This is a genomic window from Atopobium sp. oral taxon 416 (assembly GCF_018128285.1).
GTDB lineage: Bacteria > Actinomycetota > Coriobacteriia > Coriobacteriales > Atopobiaceae > Olsenella_L.
Genome location: NZ_CP072380.1, coordinates 1,065,883 through 1,090,856, shown reverse-complemented (window position 1 = coordinate 1,090,856; position 24,974 = coordinate 1,065,883). Strand labels below are relative to the sequence as shown.

The 24,974-nt window shown below is 54.9% G+C and carries 25 protein-coding genes and 1 rRNA gene; 7 read left to right on the top strand and 19 right to left on the bottom strand.

What is annotated here, in order from left to right:
• Positions 1–129: 129 nt before the first annotated feature.
• A 16S ribosomal RNA gene (locus J4859_RS05880) occupies positions 130–1,643 on the bottom strand.
• Positions 1,644–2,290: 647 nt separating this feature from the next.
• On the opposite strand from J4859_RS05880, the gene J4859_RS05875 reads away from it, so the two are divergent.
• The gene (locus J4859_RS05875; RefSeq protein ID WP_212334149.1) at positions 2,291–2,986 is read left to right on the top strand and encodes a hypothetical protein; all 696 of its coding nucleotides are present in this window, start codon (positions 2,291–2,293) and stop codon (positions 2,984–2,986) included.
• A gap of 22 nt (positions 2,987–3,008) precedes the next feature.
• On the opposite strand, the gene J4859_RS05870 is transcribed toward J4859_RS05875, so the two are convergent.
• Positions 3,009–4,850: a DUF2207 domain-containing protein gene (locus J4859_RS05870; protein WP_212334146.1), complete on the bottom strand. Its 1,842-nt coding sequence runs from the start codon at positions 4,848–4,850 to the stop codon at positions 3,009–3,011.
• A gap of 452 nt (positions 4,851–5,302) precedes the next feature.
• Between J4859_RS05870 and J4859_RS05865 the strand changes: the two genes are divergently transcribed.
• Genes J4859_RS05865 through J4859_RS05855 form a run of 3 tightly spaced genes read left to right on the top strand, consistent with a single transcriptional unit; the run spans position 5,303 to position 8,418 of the window.
• Positions 5,303–6,400, top strand: a complete 1,098-nt coding sequence (locus J4859_RS05865) for an iron ABC transporter permease (protein ID WP_212334143.1) — start codon at positions 5,303–5,305, stop codon at positions 6,398–6,400.
• 1 nt (position 6,401) lies between these two features.
• Positions 6,402–7,259: an ABC transporter ATP-binding protein gene (locus tag J4859_RS05860; RefSeq protein ID WP_212334140.1), complete on the top strand. Its 858-nt coding sequence runs from the start codon at positions 6,402–6,404 to the stop codon at positions 7,257–7,259.
• A 46-nt stretch (positions 7,260–7,305) separates the two neighbouring features.
• A complete protein-coding gene (locus J4859_RS05855; protein WP_212334138.1) occupies positions 7,306–8,418 on the top strand; it encodes an ABC transporter substrate-binding protein in 1,113 nt (370 codons plus the stop codon).
• 290 nt (positions 8,419–8,708) lie between these two features.
• On the opposite strand, the gene J4859_RS05850 is transcribed toward J4859_RS05855, so the two are convergent.
• Positions 8,709–9,128, bottom strand: a complete 420-nt coding sequence (locus J4859_RS05850; RefSeq protein WP_249113772.1) for an SDR family oxidoreductase — start codon at positions 9,126–9,128, stop codon at positions 8,709–8,711.
• A 257-nt stretch (positions 9,129–9,385) separates the two neighbouring features.
• On the opposite strand from J4859_RS05850, the gene J4859_RS05845 reads away from it, so the two are divergent.
• The gene (locus tag J4859_RS05845; RefSeq protein WP_212334135.1) at positions 9,386–9,529 is read left to right on the top strand and encodes a hypothetical protein; all 144 of its coding nucleotides are present in this window, start codon (positions 9,386–9,388) and stop codon (positions 9,527–9,529) included.
• Between the two features lie 396 nt (positions 9,530–9,925).
• On the opposite strand, the gene J4859_RS16125 is transcribed toward J4859_RS05845, so the two are convergent.
• The gene (locus J4859_RS16125) at positions 9,926–10,207 is read right to left on the bottom strand and encodes a hypothetical protein (RefSeq protein ID WP_249113771.1); all 282 of its coding nucleotides are present in this window, start codon (positions 10,205–10,207) and stop codon (positions 9,926–9,928) included.
• Here J4859_RS16125 and J4859_RS17590 point away from each other — a divergent pair.
• Positions 10,134–10,568 (top strand): hypothetical protein, encoded by a 435-nt coding sequence (locus J4859_RS17590; protein WP_371812231.1) that lies wholly within the window; start codon positions 10,134–10,136, stop codon positions 10,566–10,568. The genes J4859_RS16125 and J4859_RS17590 overlap by 74 nt on opposite strands.
• Before the next feature lie 235 nt (positions 10,569–10,803).
• On the opposite strand, the gene J4859_RS16115 is transcribed toward J4859_RS17590, so the two are convergent.
• Complete coding sequence (locus J4859_RS16115; RefSeq protein WP_249113769.1) at positions 10,804–11,007, bottom strand: SDR family NAD(P)-dependent oxidoreductase; 204 nt, start codon at positions 11,005–11,007, stop codon at positions 10,804–10,806.
• An 834-nt stretch (positions 11,008–11,841) separates the two neighbouring features.
• Here J4859_RS16115 and J4859_RS05830 point away from each other — a divergent pair.
• Positions 11,842–12,072 (top strand): hypothetical protein, encoded by a 231-nt coding sequence (locus J4859_RS05830; RefSeq protein ID WP_212334129.1) that lies wholly within the window; start codon positions 11,842–11,844, stop codon positions 12,070–12,072.
• A gap of 40 nt (positions 12,073–12,112) precedes the next feature.
• Here the strand turns inward: J4859_RS05830 and J4859_RS05825 are convergent, their stop codons facing one another.
• The 14 genes from J4859_RS05825 to J4859_RS05760 all read right to left on the bottom strand — a co-directional run bounded on the left by J4859_RS05825 (position 12,113) and on the right by J4859_RS05760 (position 24,937).
• The gene (locus tag J4859_RS05825) at positions 12,113–12,904 is read right to left on the bottom strand and encodes a ZIP family metal transporter (RefSeq protein WP_212334127.1); all 792 of its coding nucleotides are present in this window, start codon (positions 12,902–12,904) and stop codon (positions 12,113–12,115) included.
• Between the two features lie 2,442 nt (positions 12,905–15,346).
• A complete protein-coding gene (locus J4859_RS05820; RefSeq protein WP_212334123.1) occupies positions 15,347–15,976 on the bottom strand; it encodes an FHA domain-containing protein in 630 nt (209 codons plus the stop codon).
• A gap of 2 nt (positions 15,977–15,978) precedes the next feature.
• Positions 15,979–16,341, bottom strand: a complete 363-nt coding sequence (locus J4859_RS05815; protein WP_212334120.1) for a DUF192 domain-containing protein — start codon at positions 16,339–16,341, stop codon at positions 15,979–15,981.
• Complete coding sequence (locus J4859_RS05810; RefSeq protein WP_212334118.1) at positions 16,338–16,775, bottom strand: TadE/TadG family type IV pilus assembly protein; 438 nt, start codon at positions 16,773–16,775, stop codon at positions 16,338–16,340. The genes J4859_RS05815 and J4859_RS05810 overlap by 4 nt, the downstream gene beginning before the upstream one ends.
• Positions 16,772–18,808, bottom strand: a complete 2,037-nt coding sequence (locus J4859_RS05805; protein ID WP_212334115.1) for a hypothetical protein — start codon at positions 18,806–18,808, stop codon at positions 16,772–16,774. The genes J4859_RS05810 and J4859_RS05805 overlap by 4 nt, the downstream gene beginning before the upstream one ends.
• Complete coding sequence (locus J4859_RS05800; RefSeq protein WP_249113768.1) at positions 18,801–19,265, bottom strand: TadE/TadG family type IV pilus assembly protein; 465 nt, start codon at positions 19,263–19,265, stop codon at positions 18,801–18,803. The genes J4859_RS05805 and J4859_RS05800 overlap by 8 nt, the downstream gene beginning before the upstream one ends.
• Entirely contained in the window at positions 19,246–19,440 is a 195-nt protein-coding gene (locus tag J4859_RS05795; RefSeq protein ID WP_212334109.1) for a hypothetical protein, read from the bottom strand. Before J4859_RS05795 ends, J4859_RS05800 begins: the two co-directional genes overlap by 20 nt.
• A gap of 13 nt (positions 19,441–19,453) precedes the next feature.
• Positions 19,454–19,897 (bottom strand): hypothetical protein, encoded by a 444-nt coding sequence (locus J4859_RS05790; RefSeq protein WP_212334106.1) that lies wholly within the window; start codon positions 19,895–19,897, stop codon positions 19,454–19,456.
• Entirely contained in the window at positions 19,894–20,085 is a 192-nt protein-coding gene (locus J4859_RS05785; protein WP_212334103.1) for a class III signal peptide-containing protein, read from the bottom strand. Before J4859_RS05785 ends, J4859_RS05790 begins: the two co-directional genes overlap by 4 nt.
• Positions 20,086–20,094: 9 nt before the next feature.
• Positions 20,095–20,700 (bottom strand): type II secretion system F family protein, encoded by a 606-nt coding sequence (locus tag J4859_RS05780; RefSeq protein ID WP_212334100.1) that lies wholly within the window; start codon positions 20,698–20,700, stop codon positions 20,095–20,097.
• On the bottom strand, positions 20,701–21,594 hold the full coding sequence (locus tag J4859_RS05775) for a type II secretion system F family protein (RefSeq protein ID WP_212334097.1): 894 nt from the start codon (positions 21,592–21,594) through the stop codon (positions 20,701–20,703). It lies immediately after the preceding gene.
• Positions 21,570–22,895: a CpaF family protein gene (locus tag J4859_RS05770; protein ID WP_212334094.1), complete on the bottom strand. Its 1,326-nt coding sequence runs from the start codon at positions 22,893–22,895 to the stop codon at positions 21,570–21,572. Before J4859_RS05770 ends, J4859_RS05775 begins: the two co-directional genes overlap by 25 nt.
• The gene (locus J4859_RS05765) at positions 22,896–24,281 is read right to left on the bottom strand and encodes a hypothetical protein (protein WP_212334092.1); all 1,386 of its coding nucleotides are present in this window, start codon (positions 24,279–24,281) and stop codon (positions 22,896–22,898) included.
• Positions 24,278–24,937, bottom strand: a complete 660-nt coding sequence (locus J4859_RS05760) for an SAF domain-containing protein (RefSeq protein WP_212334089.1) — start codon at positions 24,935–24,937, stop codon at positions 24,278–24,280. Before J4859_RS05760 ends, J4859_RS05765 begins: the two co-directional genes overlap by 4 nt.
• Between the last annotated feature and the right edge of the window lie 37 nt (positions 24,938–24,974).

The following is a 24,974-nucleotide window of genomic DNA, read 5'->3' as shown; positions in this document are numbered from 1 at the left end:
TTGTGCTATGCGGCTCTCAAGGTACACGAGGGGTAAACCCTCAAAACCGGATACTTGTGACTCACCTGTCAAAGAAGTGAAGTGAAAAGACACACACCTATACAGTAAAGCTTTCTAAGTACTCCCTAGAAAGGAGGTGATCCATCCGCACGTTCTCGTACGGATACCTTGTTACGACTTCACCCCCCTTACCTTCCACACCTTCGGCGCCTCCCTCCAAAAGGTTAGGCCGACGACTTCGGGTGCAGACGACTCGGGTGGTGTGACGGGCGGTGTGTACAAGGCCCGGGAACGCATTCACCGCGGCGTGCTGATCCGCGATTACTAGCAACTCCGACTTCGTGGAGGCGGGTTGCAGCCTCCAGTCCGAACTGGGACCGGCTTTAGGGATTCGCTTGTGCTCGCGCAGTGGCACCCCGCTGTGCCGGCCATTGTAGCACGTGTGCAGCCCAGGACATAGAGGGCATGATGACTTGACGTCGTCCCCACCTTCCTCCGGCTTAACGCCGGCGGTCTCGCATGGGTGCCCGGCCGAACCGCTGGCAACATGCGACGAGGGTTGCGCTCGTTGCGGGACTTAACCCAACATCTCACGACACGAGCTGACGACAGCCATGCACCACCTGTTCAGACTCCTTTCGGCCACGGCGTTTCCGCCGCTTCATCTGAGTGTCAAGCCCTGGTAAGGTTCTTCGCGTTGCTTCGAATTAAGCCACATGCTCCGCTGCTTGTGCGGGCCCCCGTCAATTCCTTTGAGTTTTAGCCTTGCGGCCGTACTCCCCAGGCGGGGCACTTAATGCGTTAGCGTCGGCACGGAAAGTAAAGCCTCCCCACACCTAGTGCCCATCGTTTACGGCTAGGACTACCAGGGTATCTAATCCTGTTCGCTCCCCTAGCTTTCGCGCCTCAGCGTCAGTCATGGCCCAGAAGGCCGCCTTCGCCACCGGTGTTCTTCCCAATATCTGCGCATTCCACCGCTACACTGGGAATTCCACCTTCCCCTACCAGACTCGAAGCCCAGCGGTATCGGGAGCGGACGGGGGTTGAGCCCCCGGATTTAACTCTCGACCTACTGGGCAGCCTACGCGCGCTTTACGCCCAATGAATCCGGATAACGCTTGCCCCCTACGTATTACCGCGGCTGCTGGCACGTAGTTAGCCGGGGCTTCTTCTGCAGGTACCGTCACTTTCGCCTCGTCCCTGCTGAAAGCGGTTTACAACCCGAAGGCCTTCATCCCGCACGCGGCGTCGCTGCATCAGGCTTTCGCCCATTGTGCAAGATTCCCCACTGCTGCCTCCCGTAGGAGTCTGGGCCGTGTCTCAGTCCCAATCTGGCCGGTCGGTCTCTCAACCCGGCTACCCATCATTGCCTTGGTAGGCTTTTACCCCACCAACAAGCTAACAGGGCGCGGGCCCATCCCTTGCCGCTAAACACTTTCCCATCTTTTTCATGTGAGAAAGATGGAGTATCCGGTATTAACCACGGTTTCCCGAGGCTGTCCCGATGCAAAGGGCAGGTTGCCCACGTGTTACTCAGCCGTTCGCCACTCTATACACACCCGAAGGTGCTTTAACCGTTCGACTTGCATGTGTTAGGCGCGCCGCCAGCGTTCATCCTGAGCCAGGATCGAACTCTCCGTTCAAACCATTTGCAATCAAGCAAATAGAAGATGAAATGAAAGAGTGTGTGTCCTGTATCGAATGATCACGCTCGCCAAATAAAAAAGCGGATTCATCATGTAGTTCTCTTTTTTTAAGGAAAAAGAAAGAATTGACGGAAGTACATGGTGTTTAACTACCAAATACAACCGTTAGTACACAAATCACTGTCTTTTAGTGTTTGTCACACAGTATCCGGTTTTCAAGGTTCAGCGCACTTTGAAGACCAGTGCCCCGAAGCGCGAGCATTAACCCTACACGCCCACCGACCCCAAACATGTGGGATTTGTCATGTTCACAGAATGGACACAACTCAACTGGGGTTTTGCTGAAAGAATTCTGTAAACGGTAAATCACCGCTGGTATCTTTTGAAGAGATCCCACCACAGACACTGTAGCGATGTGCCTTATCATCCTATTCATCCCTATGCGTCATCCCTTAGTCATCCTATTCATCCCTATGCGTCATCCCTTAGTATCCTGGGTTCTACCAGGGATAACCATGAGGTACTCTCTTTATGCCAAACCAGATATGGCATTCATATGGTTCAAGACGGTACTCCTAAAAACCTCGACAATGCCCTCTAGGATAGAGAAACACGCAATCGTTTCTTGGGGGGAAGGACACACAATGGGGCTCATTGAGCAAATGCAGACACGCGTTCACCTTCATGATGATCATATCTTCACGCTGCCAGAAGGCCCCAACAAACAGTTGACCACAATGATTGACAGGCGTCCGTTAGCGCGACGCCCGAGACGGTTTACTGCGACAGTCACTATTTCAGATTGCATCATCCGTGACAATGTGCACAAAATCGATGTTCAAAGCCGGGATTGTACTGGCTCATGCGTGCTGGTCGGTATCAGACCATGCGGCCTGTTGAACTGCAAAAAGCTTATTCCTCTCCTCAAACGGTATCGGACAATCCGGATCACTTGTATCAAAGAATATGGGAGGGTTGTCGCTGCGCTTCCGAGCGACTCCTGGTTTGAAGCCGCACGGGCTCACCTGTACGATCTTCCACCGAATGTTTCTGTTATCCGTGCCTATCTCACGAAACGGGATTGGGGATACAGAAGTGACCGCCTTCATGTACTGGAGCCCCTCGACGTAACCGTAGTCCGTGATACATCCTGCGGGCCGGAGGGTTTCCGCATGAACTTCTATTCAGCCGACCACATCGTCGCCTCGGTCCCTAACAAGTTCTATGCGTTTCAGCGGCTGATACGAGAATACCCAGACCATATCCTTGCGGCGACTGCAGAAACGTTGAGACGGCAGACAAGCGGCGTCTACCACCGCCTCAACGTATTTGTCAACTGAAGGCGGGAAGTTCGATATCCTCCTAGAAGGATCCTCCCCCGCCGCCTCCGCCGAAGCCGCCACCGCCTCCACCGGAGAAGCCTCCACCAAATCCGTCTCCGGAACTGAAGGTTGAAGAAGCAAGAGTGGATGTGTCAACTGCATGCATACCGGACGGCAAACTGTTGGTGAAATAGACAAAGGGCGATTTGTCATATCCTCCCACGGCATACCAGAAGAATGGTGAGTGTGTATCACTTATCAGCTCGTTATAGAGCTCCGGCTCAGCGACCTTCAGTGCGGCAATAACTTTCTGAGAGATACCAAAGGTGACTGCCATCACCAGCAACCGGTTCCACAGTATGACGTCGTGGGGCACTGCCTCATCGAGATTCGTGAAGTCCTCAAGCCAGTGCCTGAGTGCCCTCAGCTTTACTGCTATCTCGCGTCCCTCAGGTGTATAGGTATCCATCAGACCAGCACAGATACCACTGACAACGCTCGCAACGATGGAGAGGATAAGAAACGCCCCCATCAGAGCAGGGTTTGAAAGCACGAAGAGCCCCCACAGAGAGACTGCGGCTGCGACAACGCCGAAGAAGACACCGAGGTGCGGGACCCCCTTGCTCTTGTTGTGGCCGACGAAATAGCCGGCGTTGAGCGTGGCTTCCATAACGGCAGAAGTCCAGTTCTCATAGGCATCATTGTAGGCCCGTGCATGATTATCTGCGGCTTTCTTGATCCCATAGAAGTAGACACGCGGATGTTCGCTGTTGGCCTCTTCATCCCCTTTCTGTTTGATCAGCGGAGCCATATCCTGGAACAGGAACCCCATAGTCTTCTGATCAAGTCCCTGCGGATCATTCTCCTTCTCAGGCCATTTAACAAACTCGACATACCAATCCTTCTCCGGCTTATGGAAGAGTCTCTTTTTAACAGGCTGGTCATGATCGAGCCTGATATAACCCATATCGCTCAATCTCAGCACTGAGGCAGAAAACGCGTTACCGTCCGCTTCAGCATTGTTGAGCACCGCATTGAGTACCGCCGGGTGATCCTTGCTCGGTACGTCGCGGAAGTATTCATCGTCGAAGAGGACTTTGCTCTTCTTTTTCCAATCCCGATACGCAAGAATAGAGAAAACGATAGCGAAAACAGACAGTCCGATGGGGACCACAACCGCAACCACTTGCTCAATCTGTGCCCGCCTACGCTGGGCATTTGCCTGATCTGCCCAAGTCTGTTCCTCTGAGAGCACCGTTTGAGTAATGCTGGACTGCTGAATCGCATCGGGACTCGCCGCAGAGAGCCATTCTGCCGGAAAGAGAATCCTCGCCTCAGCGAACTCACCTCCCCCGACGCCGGGAGCCGTATACACGACACTGTTGCCATTAAAATTGAGTGACCCATCGAGGGGCCCGTGGCCCCATGCCCGCACATTCTTCCCTGGCTGCACCGACTCTCCGGAAGGCACCGGCAGGTTGATCGTGCAGGTCACGTTCTTTGATTCGGTGTCCCAGCCATCTGAGACGAATTTCCAATAGAGCTCAGAGGCATCTTGGTAGCGGAGTGCGAGATTGGGATTACGGTAGACAATCCGGAAGGTTACGGATTCATCATCGTGAGCCGAATAGATTGTCAGCGTCTGCACCGTTCCGTTATCCCTGATACTGTAGGTCCCATCACTGTATGAGCTGCTTTCGGTAAGTGGCACTTCCTGGCCACTCTCCTCGAGGTAGACCCCCTCGATCTGCGGCACGACCGAGACGCTGCCGTTTGACCCTTCTGGAATTCTCCAATACACCCCGTGAAAGGTACCCGTAAAGGTGCGGGCTTCACTCACATCGACGGATCCATCGGCTTCAACGGTCGCGTTGATATCCACCTTGTCAATCGAGGCTTCTGCCGAAGCAGTCTTCGGGCTTATAACAAGAACGAATATCAGAGCCATCAGGACTGAGATCACAGTTTTTACGGAGCAGCGTATTCTCCCGTGCACCATAGATAAATCCCCTTTAGTATCGAAAAAACTAGATCAAGTTTACCAAAGACATGCTGACAATAATTCCTAGGGACACACATCACAAAAAAATGGGGTTAATTTCTTTTTTCAAATTAAGCGCTAACAATAGACATGTTCATACCACACAAATCAATAAGTTAGGTTATCTAACTTTATTTCTGTATTTTTACATACGATGTTAGGTTGTTAAGATTCGACCGTTATACTCAATTGAATATAACCATCCAACATGCCGATGCCGCATACCAGTACTCTGATTATTTATGTAGACCTACATGCGTCTCTCACTTTGACGTTCGAAAAGGAAGTTTGCGATGCGGAACCAAACCCATACGGAAGGGACCGTCACAGAGGACAATAGTGCCCATTCCCACTCATTTGAGGTACAGCATCACAAAAACATGGTGCATGGCACAATCTGTATCCTGATCGTCATTGCCCTCTTTGTGGTCTGTCTGGGGATCGGACGCGTGAACATTATCCCCCAGGATGTGGTCGGCATCCTCGCCACCCACTTCTTCGGCGCTGCGGGGAACTGGACACAGGCTGCGACCAATATCGTCTGTAAGATCAGGCTTCCCCGTCTTATCGCTGCGGTGCTCGTCGGCTCAGCTTTGGCAATCTCAGGTGCTTCCTATCAGGGACTCTTCCGCAATCCTATGGTTTCCCCGGACATTTTAGGAGCCAGTGCCGGCGCCTCCTTTGGTGCCACGCTCACCCTGCTTTGGAACTTCAGCTCCCGCGGGATACAGATTATGGCCTTCGTGATGGGCTTCATCGCTGTCACGATCACCTACGTCTCTGTCCGCAGCATCGGCCGTGGCAGCAACCAGATTCTGCTCTTGGTGTTGTGTGGCCTCATCGTCGGTACGCTCTTCCAGGCCCTTGTCTCCATTATCAAATACACCGCCGATCCGGAATCCAAGTTACCGGAGATCACCTATTGGCTTATGGGGTCAATCGCTAAAGTGACCTGGGAGGATCTCAGAGTCTTTATGGTCCCCTACCTGATCGGTATCACCCCTCTGATCCTACTGCGTTGGAGGCTCAATTCCCTCTCCTTCGGTGACCCTGAAGCAGCTTCGCTGGGAGTCAATGTGACTCTCCTGCGAGGCATCTTTATCCTCTGTTCAACCCTGCTTACCTCTGCAGTTGTCGCGATCGCGGGCGTCATCGGCTGGGTAGGCCTCATTATCCCCCACCTTGTCCGCTTCATCTTCGGACCGAACAACCAGGTGGTCCTTCCGATGTCGCTCTTTGTCGGGGCAGGCTTCATGATCCTGGTCGATACGGTCTGCCGCAGCATCTCAGCTTCAGAGATTCCCCTTGGCATTCTCACGGCTATTATCGGTGCCCCATTTTTCTTCTTCATCCTCTTCAGAACCCAGAGAGATCTGAAAGGAGAGGAATAGTATGGCTAACGTGCAAGCAAAAGTGAAGACTGCCCATGGTGAGTTCAGCGATGAACAGATACAGGAACACAGAGGCACCCACTACCTGGAAGCGCGCGATATTACCTGCGGGTATGATAAACCGGTGCTGAAGCATGTCTCCTTAAAAGTCGCTTCCGGCGACGTGATCTGCCTTCTGGGCCCCAACGGTATCGGTAAGACCACGCTTTTCAAGACCCTGCTCGGTTTTCTGAAACCCATGTCAGGCACCGTGATTGTCGACGGCGTAAACCGTGAGACGCTGACGAGAAAACAGTTAGCACAGAAAGTTGCCTACGTCCCGCAGCTCCACACCACACCCTTCGATTTCACCTTGTTGGATGTAGTCCTCACAGGAGCAGCAGCCCACCTCGCCGCCTTTGAGGCGCCCAAAGAGCAGGACTATGCACGAGCGGATCGCATCCTTGAAGATCTTGGGATCTCGCACCTCGCGCAGCGCAGCTTCACCCACCTCTCCGGCGGGGAGCAGCAGATGGGCCTCATTGCCCGCTCCCTCATGCAGAACTCCAACATCCTGGTGATGGACGAGCCGACTGCCGCGCTTGACCTCGGGAACCAAGTGCGTGTGCTCTCCACGATTGAAGGGATGGCACAAGACGGCCATGCGATCGTAATGACCTCACACAACCCTGATCAGGCTTTTCTCTGCAGCACGAAGGCCCTCCTGATCGTCGACAAAAACCACATAGTCGCAGGCTCAGTCGATAAGGTCGTTACCGAAGAGAACCTCTCGAAAGTTTATGGAGTACCAATCCGCGTCACACAGACGACGAATCTGCACGGGGATCCCATCAAGACCTGTATCCCCCTGCTTTGTTAACCGGCAACAGGCTTTATTTTCTGTCACATGAAAGGATGGGCAGACCATGGCAGAAAAGAATCAACATTCACTCTCGCGCCGCAACTTCCTCAAGCTCTCCGGTAGCCTTGGCGCGGCACTCGGAGCCGCAGGTGTCCTGAGTGCTTGCTCAAGCAATACGATACAGACAACCAATAACAATGCTGGCCCTTCCAGCAACTCTAGCAACGATACCCATACCATCACCGATATGGGCGACACCGACGTCGAAGTTCCAAACCACGTCGACGCCTATGCTGACGGTTGGTTCGCCCACAACGAGATCTCCATCATGCTCAACGGTGCCAAGGGTATGGTCGCCACCCATTGCGCACCCGACGTTTTCAAGTGGATGTACAAGGTCTGTCCGGAGATGAATAATGCGACCGCTACGTTTGGCAAGGACTTCAACTTCGAGAACTTAGCCTCCCCCAATCCGCAGGTGATCTTTGACTCTTCAGACACCCTCCGTGACAAGTGCACCGAAGCCGGCATCCCTTTGGTGAATTGTCGATTCAATACCTATGACCAGATGAAGCGATCTATCAATTTGACTTCCTCAGTCCTCGGCGGGGATGCTTCCGACATCGCAAATACCTACAACGCAGAGCTCGACTCAACCTTGAGCGATATCAAAGGTAAGACGGACAACTTGAGCGACAATGAGAAGCCCTCCGTCATGCATGGCAACAGCGTCTACACCTTAAACCTCGACGGTACCGGTACCATGATCAGCACCTGGATTGAGGCTTGCGGCGGCAAGAATGCGGTAACCGAGAAAACCAACGATGCGACCCAGACGTTCTCGCTGGAGCAAATTACGGCTTGGAACCCCGATTACATCATCACCGGCAAACCGGATGAGGTTGACCAGATCCTCCAGGACCCCAACTGGCAATCCATAACCGCTATACAGAACAAGAATGTCTACGTCAACCCCAAAGGCGTCTTCGGTTGGGACCGTTACGGTGTCGAGTCCCTTCTGCAGTTGAGCTGGGCTTCTCACCTGCTGCATCCGGATATGTTCGACGATACGGATATCAACCAGAAGGTGAAGGACTTCTACCACAACTATCTCAACTACGATCTGTCAGACCATGAGGTGGAGCTCATTATGAACGCCCAAGATCCGAACGAGTAACAAAACGGTAGAATTTCCCATCACCCTCCCACACCGCCGTGTACCGTTCAGTACACGGCGGTTTTCTCTGCCATGCTCTATGATTCGATACATGAAAAATTAAGAAATAAACATGTTGGCCGTTACTTTGAACACCTTCTCGCTGTGGCCAACCTGCAATCGTCAATTTGCTCTTCCCGGTACTACTCTTACTATCTTGAGCGTACCTTGTTCAATTGAGCTTTAGTTTGTTCTGATGCTTCTCGTCTCAGGCAGGGCGCTGCCACTGTCGATAACGACCTGAATGCCGGTCAGATAGCCAGACTCATCACTGCCCAGGAAGGCAAAGAGCTCACCCTCTCGGTCGGCTTAGCCAGTCTGCCCATCGGGACGCCGACCGCGATACTGTCAATGGCGCTCTCAGGATCATCCGGGTTGAACTCACGAGCCATTTTCTCGACCATCGGCGTGCGGGTATAGCCAAGCTGCGTACAGTTGACGCGAATGCAGCAGCTCACATACTCAACCGCTAAACACTTGATTAAACCTACGAGCGCTGCTTTGGGCATCGCGCAGGCAACTTCACCGGCATCAGCCACAATGTTACCCGTAACTGAAGAGGCGACCACAATGCTGCCATCGCCTTGCTTCAGCATATAGGGGATCGCCACCTGGCAACAGTTCCAGGTGCCCTTGATGTTTATGTCGATATGCAGGTTAGCGCACCTCATCCGACATTTTCTCAAAGGGAGCGAGCCTGCAGACGCCTGCGTTGCAGCAGAGGATATTGATCTCACCGAACTCCTCCACGGTATGGGCCACGGCATCCTTCATCTACTCCTTGTCGGAGACGTTCACGACATGGGTGATAATCTTAGACGATATGGCCCGAACCTATGAACAAGGGAGGCCTGCCGCCTGAGTTGAAGCAGGGCCTCTCAAGGCCCAGAATGATTGCTGCTGCAGCAACGAGAACCGGAAGGCCCCTATGGACAAGACTACCATCAACAAGGCAGACATGGGGACGGCATTTAGGATCGACAGCCATTCGAGGATGACGATGCTGTGCGCCCTCATCCTTAAGGCGGGAGAGACTGCGCTGTGCTCCTTCCGCAACAAACCCGTAGTCTGACATCAGGGCATGGATGGCGCAGGAGTGCTTCTGAAAGCCTGCCATCGGCGTCTTGCGAGGCAGGCTGCACGGGCTTTGTCCCTGCACGGATGCTCAACGACCAAGGATGTAAAGGTCGTGCCCATAGCGCCCTCGAGGATGTCCACCTTCTGCCTACTCCCGCACGAGGAAAAACGACAGGAACGACTCCATGAGGCTCGCAAGGCATGGCAGATGCAGACAAGCTCCACAGGATGTGGGTACCCACCAAGGAGATAGCAAGGCTAAAGGGACGCGGTGTGTGCCCTCGACGACCTTAAGGCAGCAGAAGAAGGTACACCAGCGCGTGCCCACCCTGCTTGCCGCCACGGGATTGTCTGGGAGGAGAGGACGCCCGCAGACAGGCAAAAAGAAGCTTTAGGGAGTCGACTTCTGGGCATGGCTGCGTACCTGCGCCCTTGTCAATCCAGGCTTACAGGCGACAGAGTCAGCAGATGCCCGCTGCGCTGCGATGCTGGAAAGGATACATTCCCTTGCATCCACGTGCACGCTCGCCCTTGCCATTAAGGTGCTCCTATGCCTTTCGGGCGTCGGCTTCAGGTGCGCCTTTACCTTCTGCGCAAAGATGTGTGACTTCTCCAGGCTCTGTTCAGGGAGGAAGGTCACATCCTGGCTGGGGCTCGTCCCCGTCACAGTCATCAAGCGCCACCTCGCGCAGGCTAGGCATATCGAAATACAGACCCAGGCTGCTAGGACGCTTCTTATGGGATGTGCCTGGGCGTGCGCAAGGGCGAGGCCTACTCTTTCGAAGAGGTGTCCCGCGTCGGTGGATCTACACATCAGGGAGCGTGCACGGCTGCTCTCGGAGGAGGCAGCTGCTCGAGAAGGGCGTCTTACCCTGCAAGGCCAATGTCACCACAGCAGCCGAGCTGGGAAGGTTCATGCTCTTCATCGGCCAGCAGGTACCGGAGCGGGACCCGACCCAGGCTGCATAGCGCCACGCCGCCATCCACCCACTCCCTCTATTGCCTTTTGCTGTCAATCTCCACGAAAGCCATGAATGCCGCTGTGTGCGCGAGACTCAAGACAGCAGGGACGTCGATTCCTATGTGCACCGGCCATGCCAACACGTACGCGCTTAGAGCGTCCCTTAGCCGCCATGTTGGAACACCGATGTTGGGACCGTGCATATGCACGCTATCTAAGGATATGAGAATAGGCAGGGATGCCCGCATGTCTCATGTTGCAGGACGCGTCCGCAGCGGTATTCGTCGAATATCCCTCATCCCTGCAGTTCAGGAAGCCTTGTGGGCGCCTGTTTCGCGATAGCATTGCCACTTGACAGGGGTTTGAGACATATGAGCATTGTATTGTTTGCGAAGCTTGTCAGCAGTCTTCTCAACATCCTTCGACATATCAACCAAGCAGAGCTTGGCACCATATTTGGCATACACCATAGCGATACCTTCGCCCAGTCCCATTGCGGCACCGGTGATCAACAGTAAAGCCCTTTTACGAGGGTCTACGAATTGGGTGATGGTCGAAGGCCATCCGCAGATGTATCTATGATATGATTGCCCCCGCCAAACAAAGTCGCCTGAAAGGCTATCTTCTACTTTGTTTGGCGACATCTTAGGAAGATGGCCGACCAGGCAAAACCAAGATGTCGGAGGGCGCATGGACTGCGCAGCCAACGACCTGCGCTCCTTTGTCGACAGCCTCCCGGAAGAGGAGCTCGCCGAGCTCAGGGGCGCACTCGTCGTGCGGCTATGCCGTAAGAACTACGGTGCAAACACACTGGAGGGCCTGCTTGCCAAATGGGGGTGGGAGCCTTCGTGCCCGCGATGCAGAATACCTGGCTGGACGAAACTTCCAGCACCGAGCGCACACAGATGCCCAAAGTGCCCATCTGAGATATGGAGCACTCGCCGGGACGGTCTTTACGAACGCGAAGCTGACGCTCTACAAGATCATAAAGATCGTCGAGGTGATGTGGCACAGCGCATCGCCCAGGCTCATCGAGCTGACCTGTAAGGTCAGCCATTCGACAACCTTCCTTCTGGCCCCACAAGATCTTTTGCGCCGTCAGCGACTGGAAGGACTGGGTGATCCTTTCGGGACGTGTATGGATAGACGAGATGTAGTTCTTCAACACCAGGGCCGAGCGCGAGGAAGGCGGGGTCTGTCCCAAGGACAAGGTCTGCATCATTGTGGCTATCGACTCGTGGGGCTGTAGAACGGCAAGCCACCGGCCAAGCGCATCAGCAAGGCTCGCCCATATCGAGGAGGGCTCGGCGCTAGTCCACGACTGTAGGAAGGCGCACAATGCCCTCGTGAGGGATCTGAAGCTCGCAGATGAGCGTTACAAGGCCAACCCGGGCTCCTGGGTCCAAAGATATGCCGAGCGCTTCGTCTGCATGAAGTCGGAGAACCTCCAGGCCTACTATCTCGAGTGGTTCAACTATCTCCACCGGGTGTACAGGGACGAGAAGCGCTGGTCTGTCCGGGAAAGGGTCGTACGCTATCTCGCCCTCTCAAGCAGGACCTACCTGCGGCGCTGGTGAAAATTCATCACCCAACTCGTAGACCCTCGTATAAAAGCGCTTATCCCAACGCGACGTCAAGTGCCATCATGATAGTGAAACCGAGGGCAAACATCAGCACTCCCTCATCAGAGTGCTTTCCCTCACTCATCTCCGGAATCAACTCCTCCACCACCACGTACATCATTGCTCCTGCCGCAAAGCTCAAGAGGTAGGGCAAGATCGTCGTGACCTGTGATGCCGCTATCAGCGTGATGATCGCGCCGACCGGCTCCACAGCACCGGAGAGAAACCCTCCCAGGAATGATTTCCCACGGCTTACCCCCTGAGCATGGAGCGGCATGGAGACAATAGCACCCTCAGGAAAATTCTGAATCGCGATACCGAGGGAGAGAGCGAGTGCACCTGCGGCAGAGATACCGACATTACCGGCCAGCCAACCGGCCCATACCACACCGACCGCCATCCCCTCAGGAATGTTGTGAATGGTCACAGCAAGAACCATGAGCGTCGTACGGTCCAGATTGGAGTGTGGGCCTTCCGGTTTGGTGTCCTCCTCTCCCAAATGGAGGTGCGGCACCGCGTGGTCCAGAATGAGCAGAAAAGCAATGCCGATCCAAAAACCAATGAACGCCGGCACAAACGCAAACTGCCCCAAGGAGGAAGACTGGTCAATCGAGGGAATAATCAGGCTCCAGATAGAGGCTGCGACCATTACCCCCGCGGCAAACCCGGTTAGGCAACGTTGGACCATACGGTTGAGCTCGTTTTTCATAAAGAAGACCAAGCAGGCGCCCAGCGTAGTGCCTGCAAATGGTATCGCAATGCCCTGTATAACTTGATTCACTGGCATTTTCCTTTCATCCAACCGCTACACCAATCGTTCTTGGTGCAGCGGTGCGCTCTATCGAAGTTTTAGGCAGTCAGGCTGAACCACGCTCTTTCATAGGTACAGTCCATAGGTAAAATCCGATAGGCGTCCTGTCTAAATGTTAACCATAGGTGACTATACAGTTCTATTACGTTCAATGTAGTCCTATCGCAGGTTTGACAGAGAAAGCACGAACAACAAATTCTACGACGCCCAGAATTAACGCGGTGTTTGCGGTAGCCTGGGCCTACTGACATTTTTCCGTACATGTTAGACAGCTAGCCCAAGGTGAGCCCTGCCAATATAATGGATAGGGCTCGCTTCGACTTCGACCTGGACTTTGCCTTTTCTATCCCGCTTGCACCCACTGACATCTCATAGCTTAAATCCGCTGGTAGTGTTGGATGGGCGTCTGGGCAAAGAATACTTGCGACCAGTTACTAGCGTCCACCTGTCCATCGCAGCGAGCATGGGCTGCTGCTTTGTGTTGCATCCCCCTGTGCCTTTTGCCCTGGCTTCTATATAGGAGACGTCCACCTCGAGTGTGTCAGCTGAGAGGACATCGAGTACACTTTGATCTTACTATGGCACAGCAGCAAGGACGCTGTCCTGTAGCTGTGGCCTATCTGGTATTCGAGCGCACATGTGCTCGTGTTCAGCCGCTTTGGTGTGCCATGAGCCAGAAGGCTACAAACCACGTCCTGAAGGCAGGTGGGTGTTTTTCCATCATCGTGTCTGCAGTGAGGCTAAAGCCGGTGTTAAATATCTCGTGCACTACCATAGGTGTGTGCATGCCCATACACCTTCTGAGCAGCTGGCCCCTTTGCAGGCCGGACAGGCAAAGCTTCAGGGGGGACTTCTTTCCCAAAAGCCTTTTTCGCACGACTCCTCTCCTTGATACCTCTCTGTGAGGTTCATGAGCGTTTCTCCCTGCGCTTGCATTCCTTCAGGCTCAAGCCCGCCTGTATGCCCTTTGGCTATGTCTTTCTCTGCTTTGACGGATGTATCACTTTGCATCCATATCGTACAGTGCAGGGGTGATCAGAAGCGTTGGGAGTGTGCTGGAAGTGCTTAGCCATTAGCCCAATTTACATAGCTGTGCTGGCTGCATGACCTGCCAGCTGGTCTTCTTTTGCAAAGAAGTCTTAGTATCTGAGCCTTTTTTAGCAGCGCATGGCACGCCCCAGCACCCAGGCGAGCTTATCCTCTATTGAGTCTTTGATGTTGCACAAGACGCTGTGCGAACAGACTCTTGAGCGGGTTGCACTCCTAGCTGACTATGTCTTAGGGATCGTCACTGCCCGGCAGCATGCCTTAGCGCCGTGCACCTTACTCCTAAGGCCCAGGGTGTCGTACACGAGCACGGATCCTTTTGCGCTATGACCTCAAGAGGGTATCCTATGTCCCTTTTCTCGGCTCGTCTTGTTGCACCCCTCTTTCTGTGACCCTGTGCACGTCTGCGGTAGCACCTATGCAGATCTTTGTTTTTGGAGAACCGACACGCTCGGTAGGATCGAGCGGACAGTGAGGTCTCGTCGAGCCACACCTTATGTGAGAGCATGGTGCCCTCTACTACAAAGGGGTCTGGTGTCACAGGTGCATGCCGCCTTGCTCTTGCTGCCTAAGGATCTTCGGCAAAACCATCGCCCCTTCTAAGACAGGCAGTTGCCTTGAATAGAAGACAGTGCCTAACTGCAGGGGTAAAGATTCTGCCGCAGGCAAGACAGAGCTATCTTCGGGCACTGTCGCGGTTGCACCCGTCACACCTGAAGCGCACAGATCTGCACCATAGGCAGGTCTTTGGCGGATACGTATCGAAGTCCCAGGACAGAAAAGGACGGTATCCGGCAGGTGCTAAACTGCACGTATCCCCTGCTAGCCTCAAGGTGGCAGCCATAAAGCTGTCGGCGTATGTCATGTGGTAGTTCACTATCACCTCGGTAGGTCGTGTCGGCGGGAAACTACCACAACGTAAGGAATGCAACGCCTCGCCGGGAGAAGATCTTTCAGATGTGTTTAGCTGTCAGCTATACCTCAATGGGATACCCTACAGTGGGCCTGTCGAGCACAGCTATGCAGATTGGGCTTGTTACTATATACAGAAGGAATGCACTCAACATTGGGATATATGTCACCTCATGATTACGAGCGTAATAACGCTCAAGAGTACTTAACTCGGAGTCCGGAATAGGGTCGCCATTCCAACCTCCTCGAGTGATAACTCTCTAGGAGTATGGGTGCACCCCCATCAGGTACTCCAATCTTTACGTCTGATGTACGGATATTTGTCAGCAGCGCCCCTTCAGAAACAAGTGCGCGCGGTACACATCAGACCTGATGCACACTGCGCGTTGTGACAATATATCCGTAGCAATATGAAAGTTAGCTAATTGTCTGTCAATACTTCAGAAGATGCACTCTTCTCTATTGGACAGCTTCCTCCGGTTGCAATTGAATACTGCCAAGTTCTACAATGTCCCCCACGCTGATCTGAACACTGTCTTTGATCGGTCGTCCTTCCAGGGTCGCCGGATTGGTAGAATGGCGATCCTCGACCTCCAACATCTCGCCTGCTGGCACGATGTGTAGATGGTGCCGTGAGACGGAACGTTGATGGATCACCACATCGTTGTCTGGGGCACGGCCAATATCCAACCCGTCCTCCGGAATCGGCACATGGGTATCGAAGGCATCTCCGTGAATCTTCAGGTAATACTTTTTTTGCTCTTCTTCCTCCCGCAGCGCCTTCTGTGCAGCTGAAAGATCGAGGGTCGTATCCGTCTCATCGTCTTCTTCCGGTTCAGGAGTAGGAGCAGTCTGTTCATGAACCGTGTTAACCATAGCTTGCGGCAAGGGTGCGGTGGGGTGTGTTTCCTCCAGCCTCTTTTCCTCCTCTTCTTGCAGCGGCGGTAAGTTTCCGCTGTCGGATGGCTGCGTATGACTAAAGTCATACAGGCACCCGTAGCAGACGTTCATATCGGTAAAGAGGGTCGCCCCACAACGCGGACAGACTTTCGCAAAGGTTGCGCTAAACGCTTCCTGTGTATGTGACATGTTCATACATCCTTTCCAAACGTGATACTCAACTGTTCCAATTCCTGAGGCCATGCATCGGGAGATGCCGGCCTCTCAAGGACAAACAGGGAGCCTTTGCTTGAAACCAGATGATTCGGAAACATCGACTTCTTCGAAAGCAGGACAGTCCCCGAAGCATCCGCAAAGGCAATATCGATGGGATAGTGCATACCGAAGGTGTGGATGGAGGCACAGGGCCACAAGAGTACCGACGGGGCATCGCTCTTACTGCCAAGTAACCCTTTAAACCGTTGAGACAAGGTCCACAACAGATGGAAGGTCCCGTATGGTGCAATGGTCAGATACAGAAAAGTTCCCGTAGCTACCTCACCACCCCAGGTCATACGTAACCCGTCACAACCTCCACACTGTGATCCAACACTACCGGCGTCTGTAGTGATACACCGGCGATAGAGAGTGCCGAAGGCCAGGGATGATACGAGAGCGTACAGTGAAAGTAGATGTGGTGAGGATTCAGGCTCAGCACCGCATCACTCGCATCCCCCTCGTCGTAGTCCGCGCTGACGCTGATCTCACAGCTCTTCCAATCGGCAAAGACACGCTGCAAGGCACTTTGAATCTCATCCACCCGCCGCAGCTGCGTCTGATCTCCGGAGGGTGCCACACCCTGAGCAAGCACAATATCTCGCGCGCTACGGTCAAAGAGTGTGCAGGCACTGATGAAACGCCCCAGGTTCCACACCAGAAACCCCATCACGATCACCACGGGCAACACAACAGCCAACTCAACACTCATCTGCCCTGAACTTCCCCTCATAACAGGCCTCCCAGATCGATCGTGAGCGGGATCTCCTTACCGGAGCCGGGTACCGTAAAGCGGGCAAGCTCAAACGGGACATCTGAAACTGCGGCGCCAATCACAATCCCAAAGGCATCTGCAACACCTTCCGGCATTTCCACGCCGGACTGAGCCAGCTCAATAAGCCGATCCCGGAACCCTGAGCGTTCGATGCCTGCCTGGGTCAACACGTTGCCACTCTGTGTCAACACCGGTTTTCTCATCCTGGTATCTGCGGGTTGGAGGTCCAGGTCGCGCAGCAGTGAGGTTAGCTGATCCTTGAGCCACTGGGCGCTATCGTTCCCCAGAACACCGCCAATCCCATCGAAGAGGTTATCTGCAACGGAGGTGAGATCGTTATAGCCACTCCGGTAGCTACCAAGCAGGCTGTCCCAAAGCGACAGGGTTGTCTGGGTGAAGGAGCCGGTCTCCCCAAAGGTCTCCAGCCACCCATCGGCAAAGTGCGTCAGCACTGACCCATGTTCCTCGTCGTTATCCTCTGCCAGCACTGCAGCAGATATCGCGATCCCCGGCGGCAATTCGTGCACTTCACCCACCGTGAATGGGAGTTTGGTTGCTTGGGGTCGCTGCGCAAACGCCACACATCCCCAGGCTCCCGGCGGGCAGAGACTTGCTTTCGAAGTCTTGAGTATCTGCAGCGCTTGATCAAACCGATCGGAGCCTTCTTCTGCCAGATTCCGTACCTCAGAATCGGCCTGCTCTTCCTTTTCACATGCCTGCTGATAGGTCTTGGAAGCCTCCTCAATGATGCGCCAGTAGTGTTCAAAGCCGCTTTGGGTATTCGTCGTTGCTGACGCAACATTCCCTTGCGCCGAAGCTGTCAGGCGACAAACCTCGCATTCCTGCACTTCACCGGCATCGAGTTGGGAAAGCGAAGCGGTTCCTGAAGGCGCTCCGGTGGCACCGGGACAATCTTTCACGCTGTGGATCACCCTCGTTCCTCCCTCATCGGTGGTCGGCCACACACTTTGCGTATAGAGCGTGGTCTCTTTCATTTGGTCGGTATCACGGGGAAGTGCCGGGAGATCCATCTCAAGCGTGCCATCGGGAAGCTCCCGGTAGTACCCATCCTGCATCTTCTGTTCCGCATAGGCGTAGAAGGTTTTGCGCACGGCCGAGTCCGTTTCCCCTTCAATGCCCGGATCGGTCTGTTTCTCGTTGGCCAGGCGCTGTGCGTAATACGCGCGGGCTCGGTCAAGCGCGATACCAAAATTCCAGCTTGCAACTGAGGGACATTCGGGATTCTGCACGGAATTGAGATGCCCCAACTTGCCTGCACGCTCGCGCATACAGTAGGAGTCAGGGACACAGTCCGCCTTCCAGGCTTCTTCCTTAGAGCTCTCTTCCTGTTGCTGGTACTGTTCCTTCTTCTCAGAGGCCCCCGCCAGATCCGCATTGGTCTCTTCAAGCCCTTCCTCGTCGATCTCCTGATTGACACTCGAAAAATCAGATTCGCTCTGCATCGGAAAGGGCAAGGCACTCCCACGATAGGTAAGAGAGTCCGTCGACTGCGCCTCGATAGTCTGAGTAGCGGCGTGCATGCACAACAGCGGCAGTATTTTCTCCAACTTCGAGAGCCCCTGCGCTGCACTCTGTGCCAATGTCCTTCTTGCCTGAAGCACTTTGATACCGGCATCCGTGGCAGCAGTACCCACTGCGGCGGATCCCGGCACCGCTGCAGCGACCATTCCAACACCGACTAAGAGCATGCCAGCGATACCGAGGGTTTGGACGCAGGCGTTCAAAACCTGCACGATCACCGTGTAGGAGCCCACCACCTGAGTCGCGCTGATAGCAGCGCTATCCGCGACCGCCTGAGTATCCGCACTGCGTGCTAACGCCCATCCCGCAGTGGCCAAACTCGCGATCAGCGTGACGCTCAAGATCAGTGCCACTGCTGCAGCAATTGTGGTGTAACCCCCTTCCTCGTCGATAAAGCAGTTAAGGCTCACGGGAGCAAAGTCCTGTCTCTGTGTTTTATGTTCAGACATCGTCCCACGCTTCAATCCATTCCGCATAGTCGCCTTCAAGCCACTCCGGCCTCAATTGCTCCGTAACCTGTGTCTTCAACTCAAAGCGATCAGTGTCACCTGCGTTCTGCATCGCCGCCACCAGTCCCAGGAATGGCAATGGTTTAGCATACCCGGTGATCGTAACCGTCACCTGCTGCTCCTGCGCCCCATCGATCTCGATCTCCCACTCCCCTTCATGAAAGAGTGGAAGCTCAGGCAGCGCTGCCAGCCTCCGTTTGGCAAACTCCGTGCAGTCCTCACTGCTGTCATTGGTCTCCGCGAGCCGTGCCGTCTCGGCGGCGGCATTCCACATCACGGTTTTCGTGTATAGAAGGCACAGCGGCTGCAGAAGCAGCAACAGCGCCAGAGAGAAGATTGGGATCAGAAAGGCCGCCTCGACACTTGCCTGCCCGACTTCAGTAGAGCAGGAGTTCAAGGACATCCCCTCCTTGAACCAGGTGAGAGCAGGCATCGAGCACGTCTTGGATGAGGGAGCCTTTCGCCGCGTAGTGCCACAACGCCGAAAGGGCGAGAATCACGGCTAGGGCGACGCTGAGCAGGACCGCATACTCAACGGTCGACTGCCCTGACTGTTCCTGTACCACTGGCATCGAAGCCCTCCTCTCAGGTCAGATGCACGATCCTCACGTCGGTTGCGTTATGGGGCGCGGTCTCAATGATGCAGACATCCGCCCAGCCAGCCCCGTGGACCGCAAAGCCCCAGGTATGTCCCAGCAGATCGAGATAGCCTGCGCGCAGGAGAATGCAGTTGCGCTGATTCTGGTAGTGACGCAGGAGCTCTGTTCCAGTGGCCTTCAGGGATTTATTGACTGTGTAGCGTTCAACTTCCTGCCCTTCTGCACTATCGGCCTCAGTGGTTTGGTGGTCGAGTACCTCATCGACACGCTCTTCGAGTGCCTCCTCCTGGGCGTCCTGTTCTGCAGCCTGCTGCTTACCCACTTCAGGCAACGGATGATTTACGCGTACGAAGAAGACGAGCGCCACCACCGCGGCGATTCCTATGAACAACAGCTTTCTCCTGTTGGAAGTTTCTTTATGTCCGCTCATAGTGAGTTGATCCCGTTAGCGATATCGTTCCAGAGCTGGGTCAGACGATCCTTGAATGCAAGGATCGAAACGATTGCAATTACGACGATGACGCCGACAAGGATGGCGTACTCAGTGGTCCCCTGCCCCTTCTTCTCGAGGACAACCTGTCTCAGGGCTAAGGTAACCTTCGCAGCAAGCTTCTCCATAGCAAACTCCTAACCTAGACTCAACGAGGATCCCAAGAGTGGACCCAAAATTGCGAGCATCATTGCCGGGACGACGAGCGTCCCCAGCGGAATCAACATCTTGATCGGGACCTTTTCGATACGCTCCTCCGCAGCCAGACGCTGCTCTTCCCTAAGGGCAGAACGTTGTGACTGCAGCGTCTCCCCCAAGGGCGTCCCGAGCATAAGCGCCTCACTGACTGCATCGGCAAACCGCTTGAATGTAGGACTTCTGAGCTTTACCGCCAGTTCATGCAGCGCCTCATCGCGACTTTTCAATCCGCATCTCCACTGGAAAAGAGCGCTTTGCAGCTCGCGCGACAGTCCGTTGTGGCCGCGCTGGCAGTAGAGTTCAAGCGATGCGTCAAAGGAGAGCCCAACAGAGAGACCGAGCGAGAGAATATCCAGAAAGGTCGGCATTTCCCTCAGGCACTCTGTCTGAAGCTGTGCGTCATTTCGTCTGCCCTTTCTCGTAGGAAACTGAATGCGGGACGTCTTCTGTACCTGTACCGAACGATGCCCGACGGAGAGAACCCAGACAGCCACGAACGCAAGTGCGCTCATACCCGACGTAAAATAGAGCCCCAATGCCTCCATCTACATCACGCTCTGCGCGAGCCGCTTGATAATGAGGATCGCGACCGCGTCCATCAGTGCTGCTAGAGCAATACAGGTGAGCCCCTGAGTAGTGAGCAGTCCGGCTTTGAAATCCGGTGAGATCAGTGCAAGCAATGCGACGATCAGGATCGGGAGTGTACAGACTACCCGCGCCGAGAGCCTAACCTGTGCGGTCTTGACCGAAAGCTCCCGTTTGAGCTCACTCGCTTTCTCGACGTAGCGTGCCGAATCCGAAAATAGATCTTTGAGCGGGCTGCCGGTCCGCTGCGCGATCTCCAAAGCGCAGACCATCAAATTCATCCCCGGACCATCCACTTCTTGCTCGATCCCTTCCAGGGCATCCTGCAGTGAGGCTCCGGCTTCAAGCCTGAGTGCTGCGTGGCTGAAGCCTTCCCCCAGTGTTCCCTGCATCGTGGTTCCAATGTATTCGACCGCCTGCCGTAAAGTTTTGCCTGCGCTCAGTGCCGTCGCCAGCGTTCTGAAGGCATCGGGGATATCGCGTACCAATTGCAGACGCTCAAGATGTCTGATGCGACTGGCAAGCAAGCTGATACCTCCAAAGTAGAGTCCAATCAAGATGAACACACCTAAGGGTGAGAGCGTCAGCACAAACCCCACCAGACCGATGAGAATCAGAACTGCCAGCAGCATCCCTGAGGGATAGGCAACAGCGTAATACTTCTGGAGCCATCGCATCGTCGTCTGCCAGGCAGACCACTGAGACAGTGCCTGCGCAAGCTTCGTTCCGGCCAGCAGCTTGAACAGGCCTTCCCGCTTCGTACGAAGTTGATAGGGGGCTTCGTTCTTGGTGACTACAGACCCAAAAAGGGTCGCAAGCGCCGCGATGCTTACGCAGTACAGGAAGCCTGCCATGCGCTCACCTCCCCTTTGCTTAACGCTCCATCCTCAATTGCTTGTCCCAAAAAGCGTGGAACTGCGACCAGCGACCACGTCCGCTTCGCCCGGTCAAAATGGATACATTCATGTAGTGAGACACCACCATTCTCCGCGCGCAATACCTCATGCAGCGATGTGATAAACCTCGATCCATCTGGCATGCGTTGCGACATTACGATCAGATCGAGCGCCGTAGCGATCTGCTCTTCGATGAGCTCTGCCGGCAGATCCATACCGAAGCGTGCCATCAGCACCAACCGCAGAATCGCTTCATCCGCGGTCCCCGCATGCAGGGTCGTGAGCGACCCATCGTGGCCGGTATTCATCGCCTGAAGCATATCGATCGTCTCTGACCCACGGACTTCACCGACGATGATGCGATCCGGACGCATCCGGAGGGCATTCTTCACAAGTTCACGAATTGAGACTGCGCCCGAACCTTCCAGCGACTCGTTACGGACTTCCAGCCGCACCAGATTCCTCGACCGTTCAAACCGAAGTTCCGCAGAGTCCTCAATAGTGATAATCCGCTCGTCTTCCCCAATCTCACGGGAGAGGGCGTTGAGCAAGGTGGTCTTTCCAGAGCCGGTGCCTCCTGCCACTGCAATGTCGCAGCGGAGCTTCACGGCCCAACGCAACAGCCGCGCAAACCAGGGAGGAATTGATCCCAGAGCAATGAGCTGCGCGAGATCCACAATACGGTCAGAAAACTTCCGGATCGTCACGGCGGTCCCGTCAATCGCTAATGCTGAGGAGACTGCATTGACGCGGTAGCCATTGGGAAGTCGGGCATTCACGATCGGGTTGCTGTCATCTAAGCGACGCCCCAAGGGGGCCAAAATCCTATCGATTACGGTCAGGATCTGCTCATCGTTTTCAAAGACCCGTTGGGCCCGTTTGAGTTTTCCATTCTCCTCAAAGAAGAGTGAACCGGCGCCGTTGACCATAATCTCGCTCACCTGTTCGTTGTCCAACAGTGGCTGCAGTGGGCCGAGCCCACAGATCTCATCGACCACTTGTTCACTTAAGGACTGTTTCTGCTCATAGCTGAGCCGATCAAACTCTTCGGTATTGATCAGCGACTCGCAGGCTACTCTCAGCTCTGTGCGTGCCCGTTTCACATCAGATCCGCTGGCAAGGTCCGCCACCGTTGTCAGCCCCAACTCCTGCACCAGCGCATTCTTTAGGTGCTGACGCATCTCGGCGGTGATACCGTCTAGTTCAACCGCGGTATCCCCCGTATGGTACTGATGCTGCACGCGCTCAAGAATACTCATCTAGACCGCCTCTTTCTTGCGGCCAAAGAAGTGATGTTTGGTCCCCTTCTGCTTGTACTGCAGCGCTTTGTGCGCCGCTTGTACTGAGGGTAGATGCCCCATCTCCTGTAGCACAGAGGCTAACAGATGCTCTGCGCTCCTGATCATCTCGGGGTTCTGTTTGACCAGTTCAGGTACGTGTCCCGCTTGTATCAGCTCATCGGCTTCCAAGCCTCCATCGATCACCCGGATCGTGCGGGCAGCCTCTAGGCCCTGATCGGCTCGGTTCACGAAGGTCTCCTGCACCTTCTTGGGGTTGCAGAGATTGATAACCCGGATGATGCGGGTTCGCGCGACGCCGAGACGCACCGCAAGACCTCCTACCCGTGAAAGCGAGGCTGCCATCCCGTTGAATTCAGGACAGATCAAGAGCAGTCGATCGCACATCTGCGCAGCCTGGGCGGCAGCATCATTCCAGGCAGTCCCCACATCTACAATTACAAGATCGGACCGTGCTGCAACGAGCGACAGGAGTGTCCCAGCATACGGCGCCACGAGCTCCGCATTCTCGGGCCGCTCACACGGACCCCAGAGCGATACCCCTTCCGTTGCCATCTTGCCGCACTGCGCGACTGCCTGCTCCCCAACGGCTTCCACATCCCCCAAGCTATCCAGGGCCGCTGGCCCCGAAAGTCCTAAGTATGCAAAATCATTGCCACAGGCTAGATCAAAATCACACAGTGAGACCTTCAGCCCCCACCGTGCCGCCACGCACGCCATCACACAGGAAAGCGCACTTTTTCCTACGCCTCCCCTGCCTGAGGCTGCGACCAGAATGGGGCAGGGATTGGGTCGTCGCGCATAGACGGTATCACAGTTCAGCACTGCACTGTCACTGGGGACAGCCCTGTTTCCCACCGGAGCCATTGCCTGTTGCTGCGCGAACTGACCGGTATTATTGACTGATTGAGTGGTATTGTTGATCGATCCAGTATTGCTCGATACAGGACGCTGAGGCGGTTGCGGCTCGTACACCCGAAAGGCTCCGGTTGGCTGCCGGTCAGCGCCCGCCTCCAGTTGGTTTTTGATCGAGGTGATATCGATCACCGAGGCGATGCCTGCCTGCTTGGCACGTGAGCGGAAGGAACCGGAAGGCTCAGGCTGAGCTACAACCACCGCATTGGCATGTCCATCCTCGGCAAGCGCCGCCGCAAGATTGATCGGGACGCCATTCGTCGCGTCGGGACCGACCAGGGCGTTGCACTCTCCCGGCATCGCCTGCAGGAAGATGCGCCGTATCTCTTCAGGCCTTTCAACCCAGAGGAAGCTTTCGGCCACGGTGTAGGTGTTCAGCAACTCTTCCAGCGGTCTGCGATAGGGCTGTGCGGCAATTCCGATCCATCTCATGAAGCATCTTCTCCTTGGGTTTGAGCATTCTGTGCCGAAGGGACGGCGAGTCGAAGATTCCCAGCGGCGTTGGCAGAGAGCACGCCAGCTACCTGTTCCGGCCGGGCTGCGATCGTGACGCTCTGCGAGCCCAGCTGGTTATCGTCTTTGCCGCTCTGTGAAAGCAGTTGCAGATCGTTCGCCAGCTCTTTGGTCGAATCCTTTCCGACCGAGTAGGCGATGAGCCTGGTGTTGGAGCTCAGGTTTGCAGGGATCCCCAGATTGTCGGTCTGCAGCAATGTCACCGCTACATAGCCTTCCGGAATATCCAGATCCGCGCTGTCCCGATCGAAATGCACTTCACACACGGGGTTACCTTTGGGTACCGTGCTCGTCAGCCGCTTGCCCACGACCGCGTCCTTCTCGGTCTGGGCGCCCGAGGGTGCCAGATCAGAGATCCACTCTTTGGTCGTGACATCGGAAGCCCGAACAACTTCGCCCTGGGACAGATCTCTCGTAGTGACGACCAGATCGACAACTTCACCGCCGTAGCGTTCAAGCGCCTCTGAGCGTTGCGCTGAAGCTTGCGCCTGCACCTGCTGGACGTAGAGGTAGCTCAGCAGAAATGCAAGCACCGCACAGGCAACAGAAAAGATCACCCTAAACCGTTTGGACACGCCTTCCCTCCTTCGTTTGAAATCCACTGTAGGGAGA

Coding starts and splice junctions, on each gene's coding strand:
- J4859_RS05875 (WP_212334149.1), top strand. CDS start 2,291: ATGGGGCTCATTGAGCAAATGCAGACACGCGTTCACCTTCATGATGAT.
- J4859_RS05865 (WP_212334143.1), top strand. CDS start 5,303: ATGCGGAACCAAACCCATACGGAAGGGACCGTCACAGAGGACAATAGT.
- J4859_RS05860 (WP_212334140.1), top strand. CDS start 6,402: ATGGCTAACGTGCAAGCAAAAGTGAAGACTGCCCATGGTGAGTTCAGC.
- J4859_RS05855 (WP_212334138.1), top strand. CDS start 7,306: ATGGCAGAAAAGAATCAACATTCACTCTCGCGCCGCAACTTCCTCAAG.
- J4859_RS05850 (WP_249113772.1), bottom strand. CDS start 9,128: ATGAGGTGCGCTAACCTGCATATCGACATAAACATCAAGGGCACCTGG.
- J4859_RS05845 (WP_212334135.1), top strand. CDS start 9,386: ATGGACAAGACTACCATCAACAAGGCAGACATGGGGACGGCATTTAGG.
- J4859_RS17590 (WP_371812231.1), top strand. CDS start 10,134: ATGTGTGACTTCTCCAGGCTCTGTTCAGGGAGGAAGGTCACATCCTGG.
- J4859_RS16125 (WP_249113771.1), bottom strand. CDS start 10,207: ATGACTGTGACGGGGACGAGCCCCAGCCAGGATGTGACCTTCCTCCCT.
- J4859_RS05825 (WP_212334127.1), bottom strand. CDS start 12,904: ATGCCAGTGAATCAAGTTATACAGGGCATTGCGATACCATTTGCAGGC.
- J4859_RS05820 (WP_212334123.1), bottom strand. CDS start 15,976: ATGTCACATACACAGGAAGCGTTTAGCGCAACCTTTGCGAAAGTCTGT.
- J4859_RS05815 (WP_212334120.1), bottom strand. CDS start 16,341: ATGACCTGGGGTGGTGAGGTAGCTACGGGAACTTTTCTGTATCTGACC.
- J4859_RS05810 (WP_212334118.1), bottom strand. CDS start 16,775: ATGAGGGGAAGTTCAGGGCAGATGAGTGTTGAGTTGGCTGTTGTGTTG.
- J4859_RS05805 (WP_212334115.1), bottom strand. CDS start 18,808: ATGTCTGAACATAAAACACAGAGACAGGACTTTGCTCCCGTGAGCCTT.
- J4859_RS05795 (WP_212334109.1), bottom strand. CDS start 19,440: ATGCCAGTGGTACAGGAACAGTCAGGGCAGTCGACCGTTGAGTATGCG.
- J4859_RS05790 (WP_212334106.1), bottom strand. CDS start 19,897: ATGAGCGGACATAAAGAAACTTCCAACAGGAGAAAGCTGTTGTTCATA.
- J4859_RS05785 (WP_212334103.1), bottom strand. CDS start 20,085: ATGGAGAAGCTTGCTGCGAAGGTTACCTTAGCCCTGAGACAGGTTGTC.
- J4859_RS05780 (WP_212334100.1), bottom strand. CDS start 20,700: ATGGAGGCATTGGGGCTCTATTTTACGTCGGGTATGAGCGCACTTGCG.
- J4859_RS05775 (WP_212334097.1), bottom strand. CDS start 21,594: ATGGCAGGCTTCCTGTACTGCGTAAGCATCGCGGCGCTTGCGACCCTT.
- J4859_RS05770 (WP_212334094.1), bottom strand. CDS start 22,895: ATGAGTATTCTTGAGCGCGTGCAGCATCAGTACCATACGGGGGATACC.
- J4859_RS05765 (WP_212334092.1), bottom strand. CDS start 24,281: ATGAGATGGATCGGAATTGCCGCACAGCCCTATCGCAGACCGCTGGAA.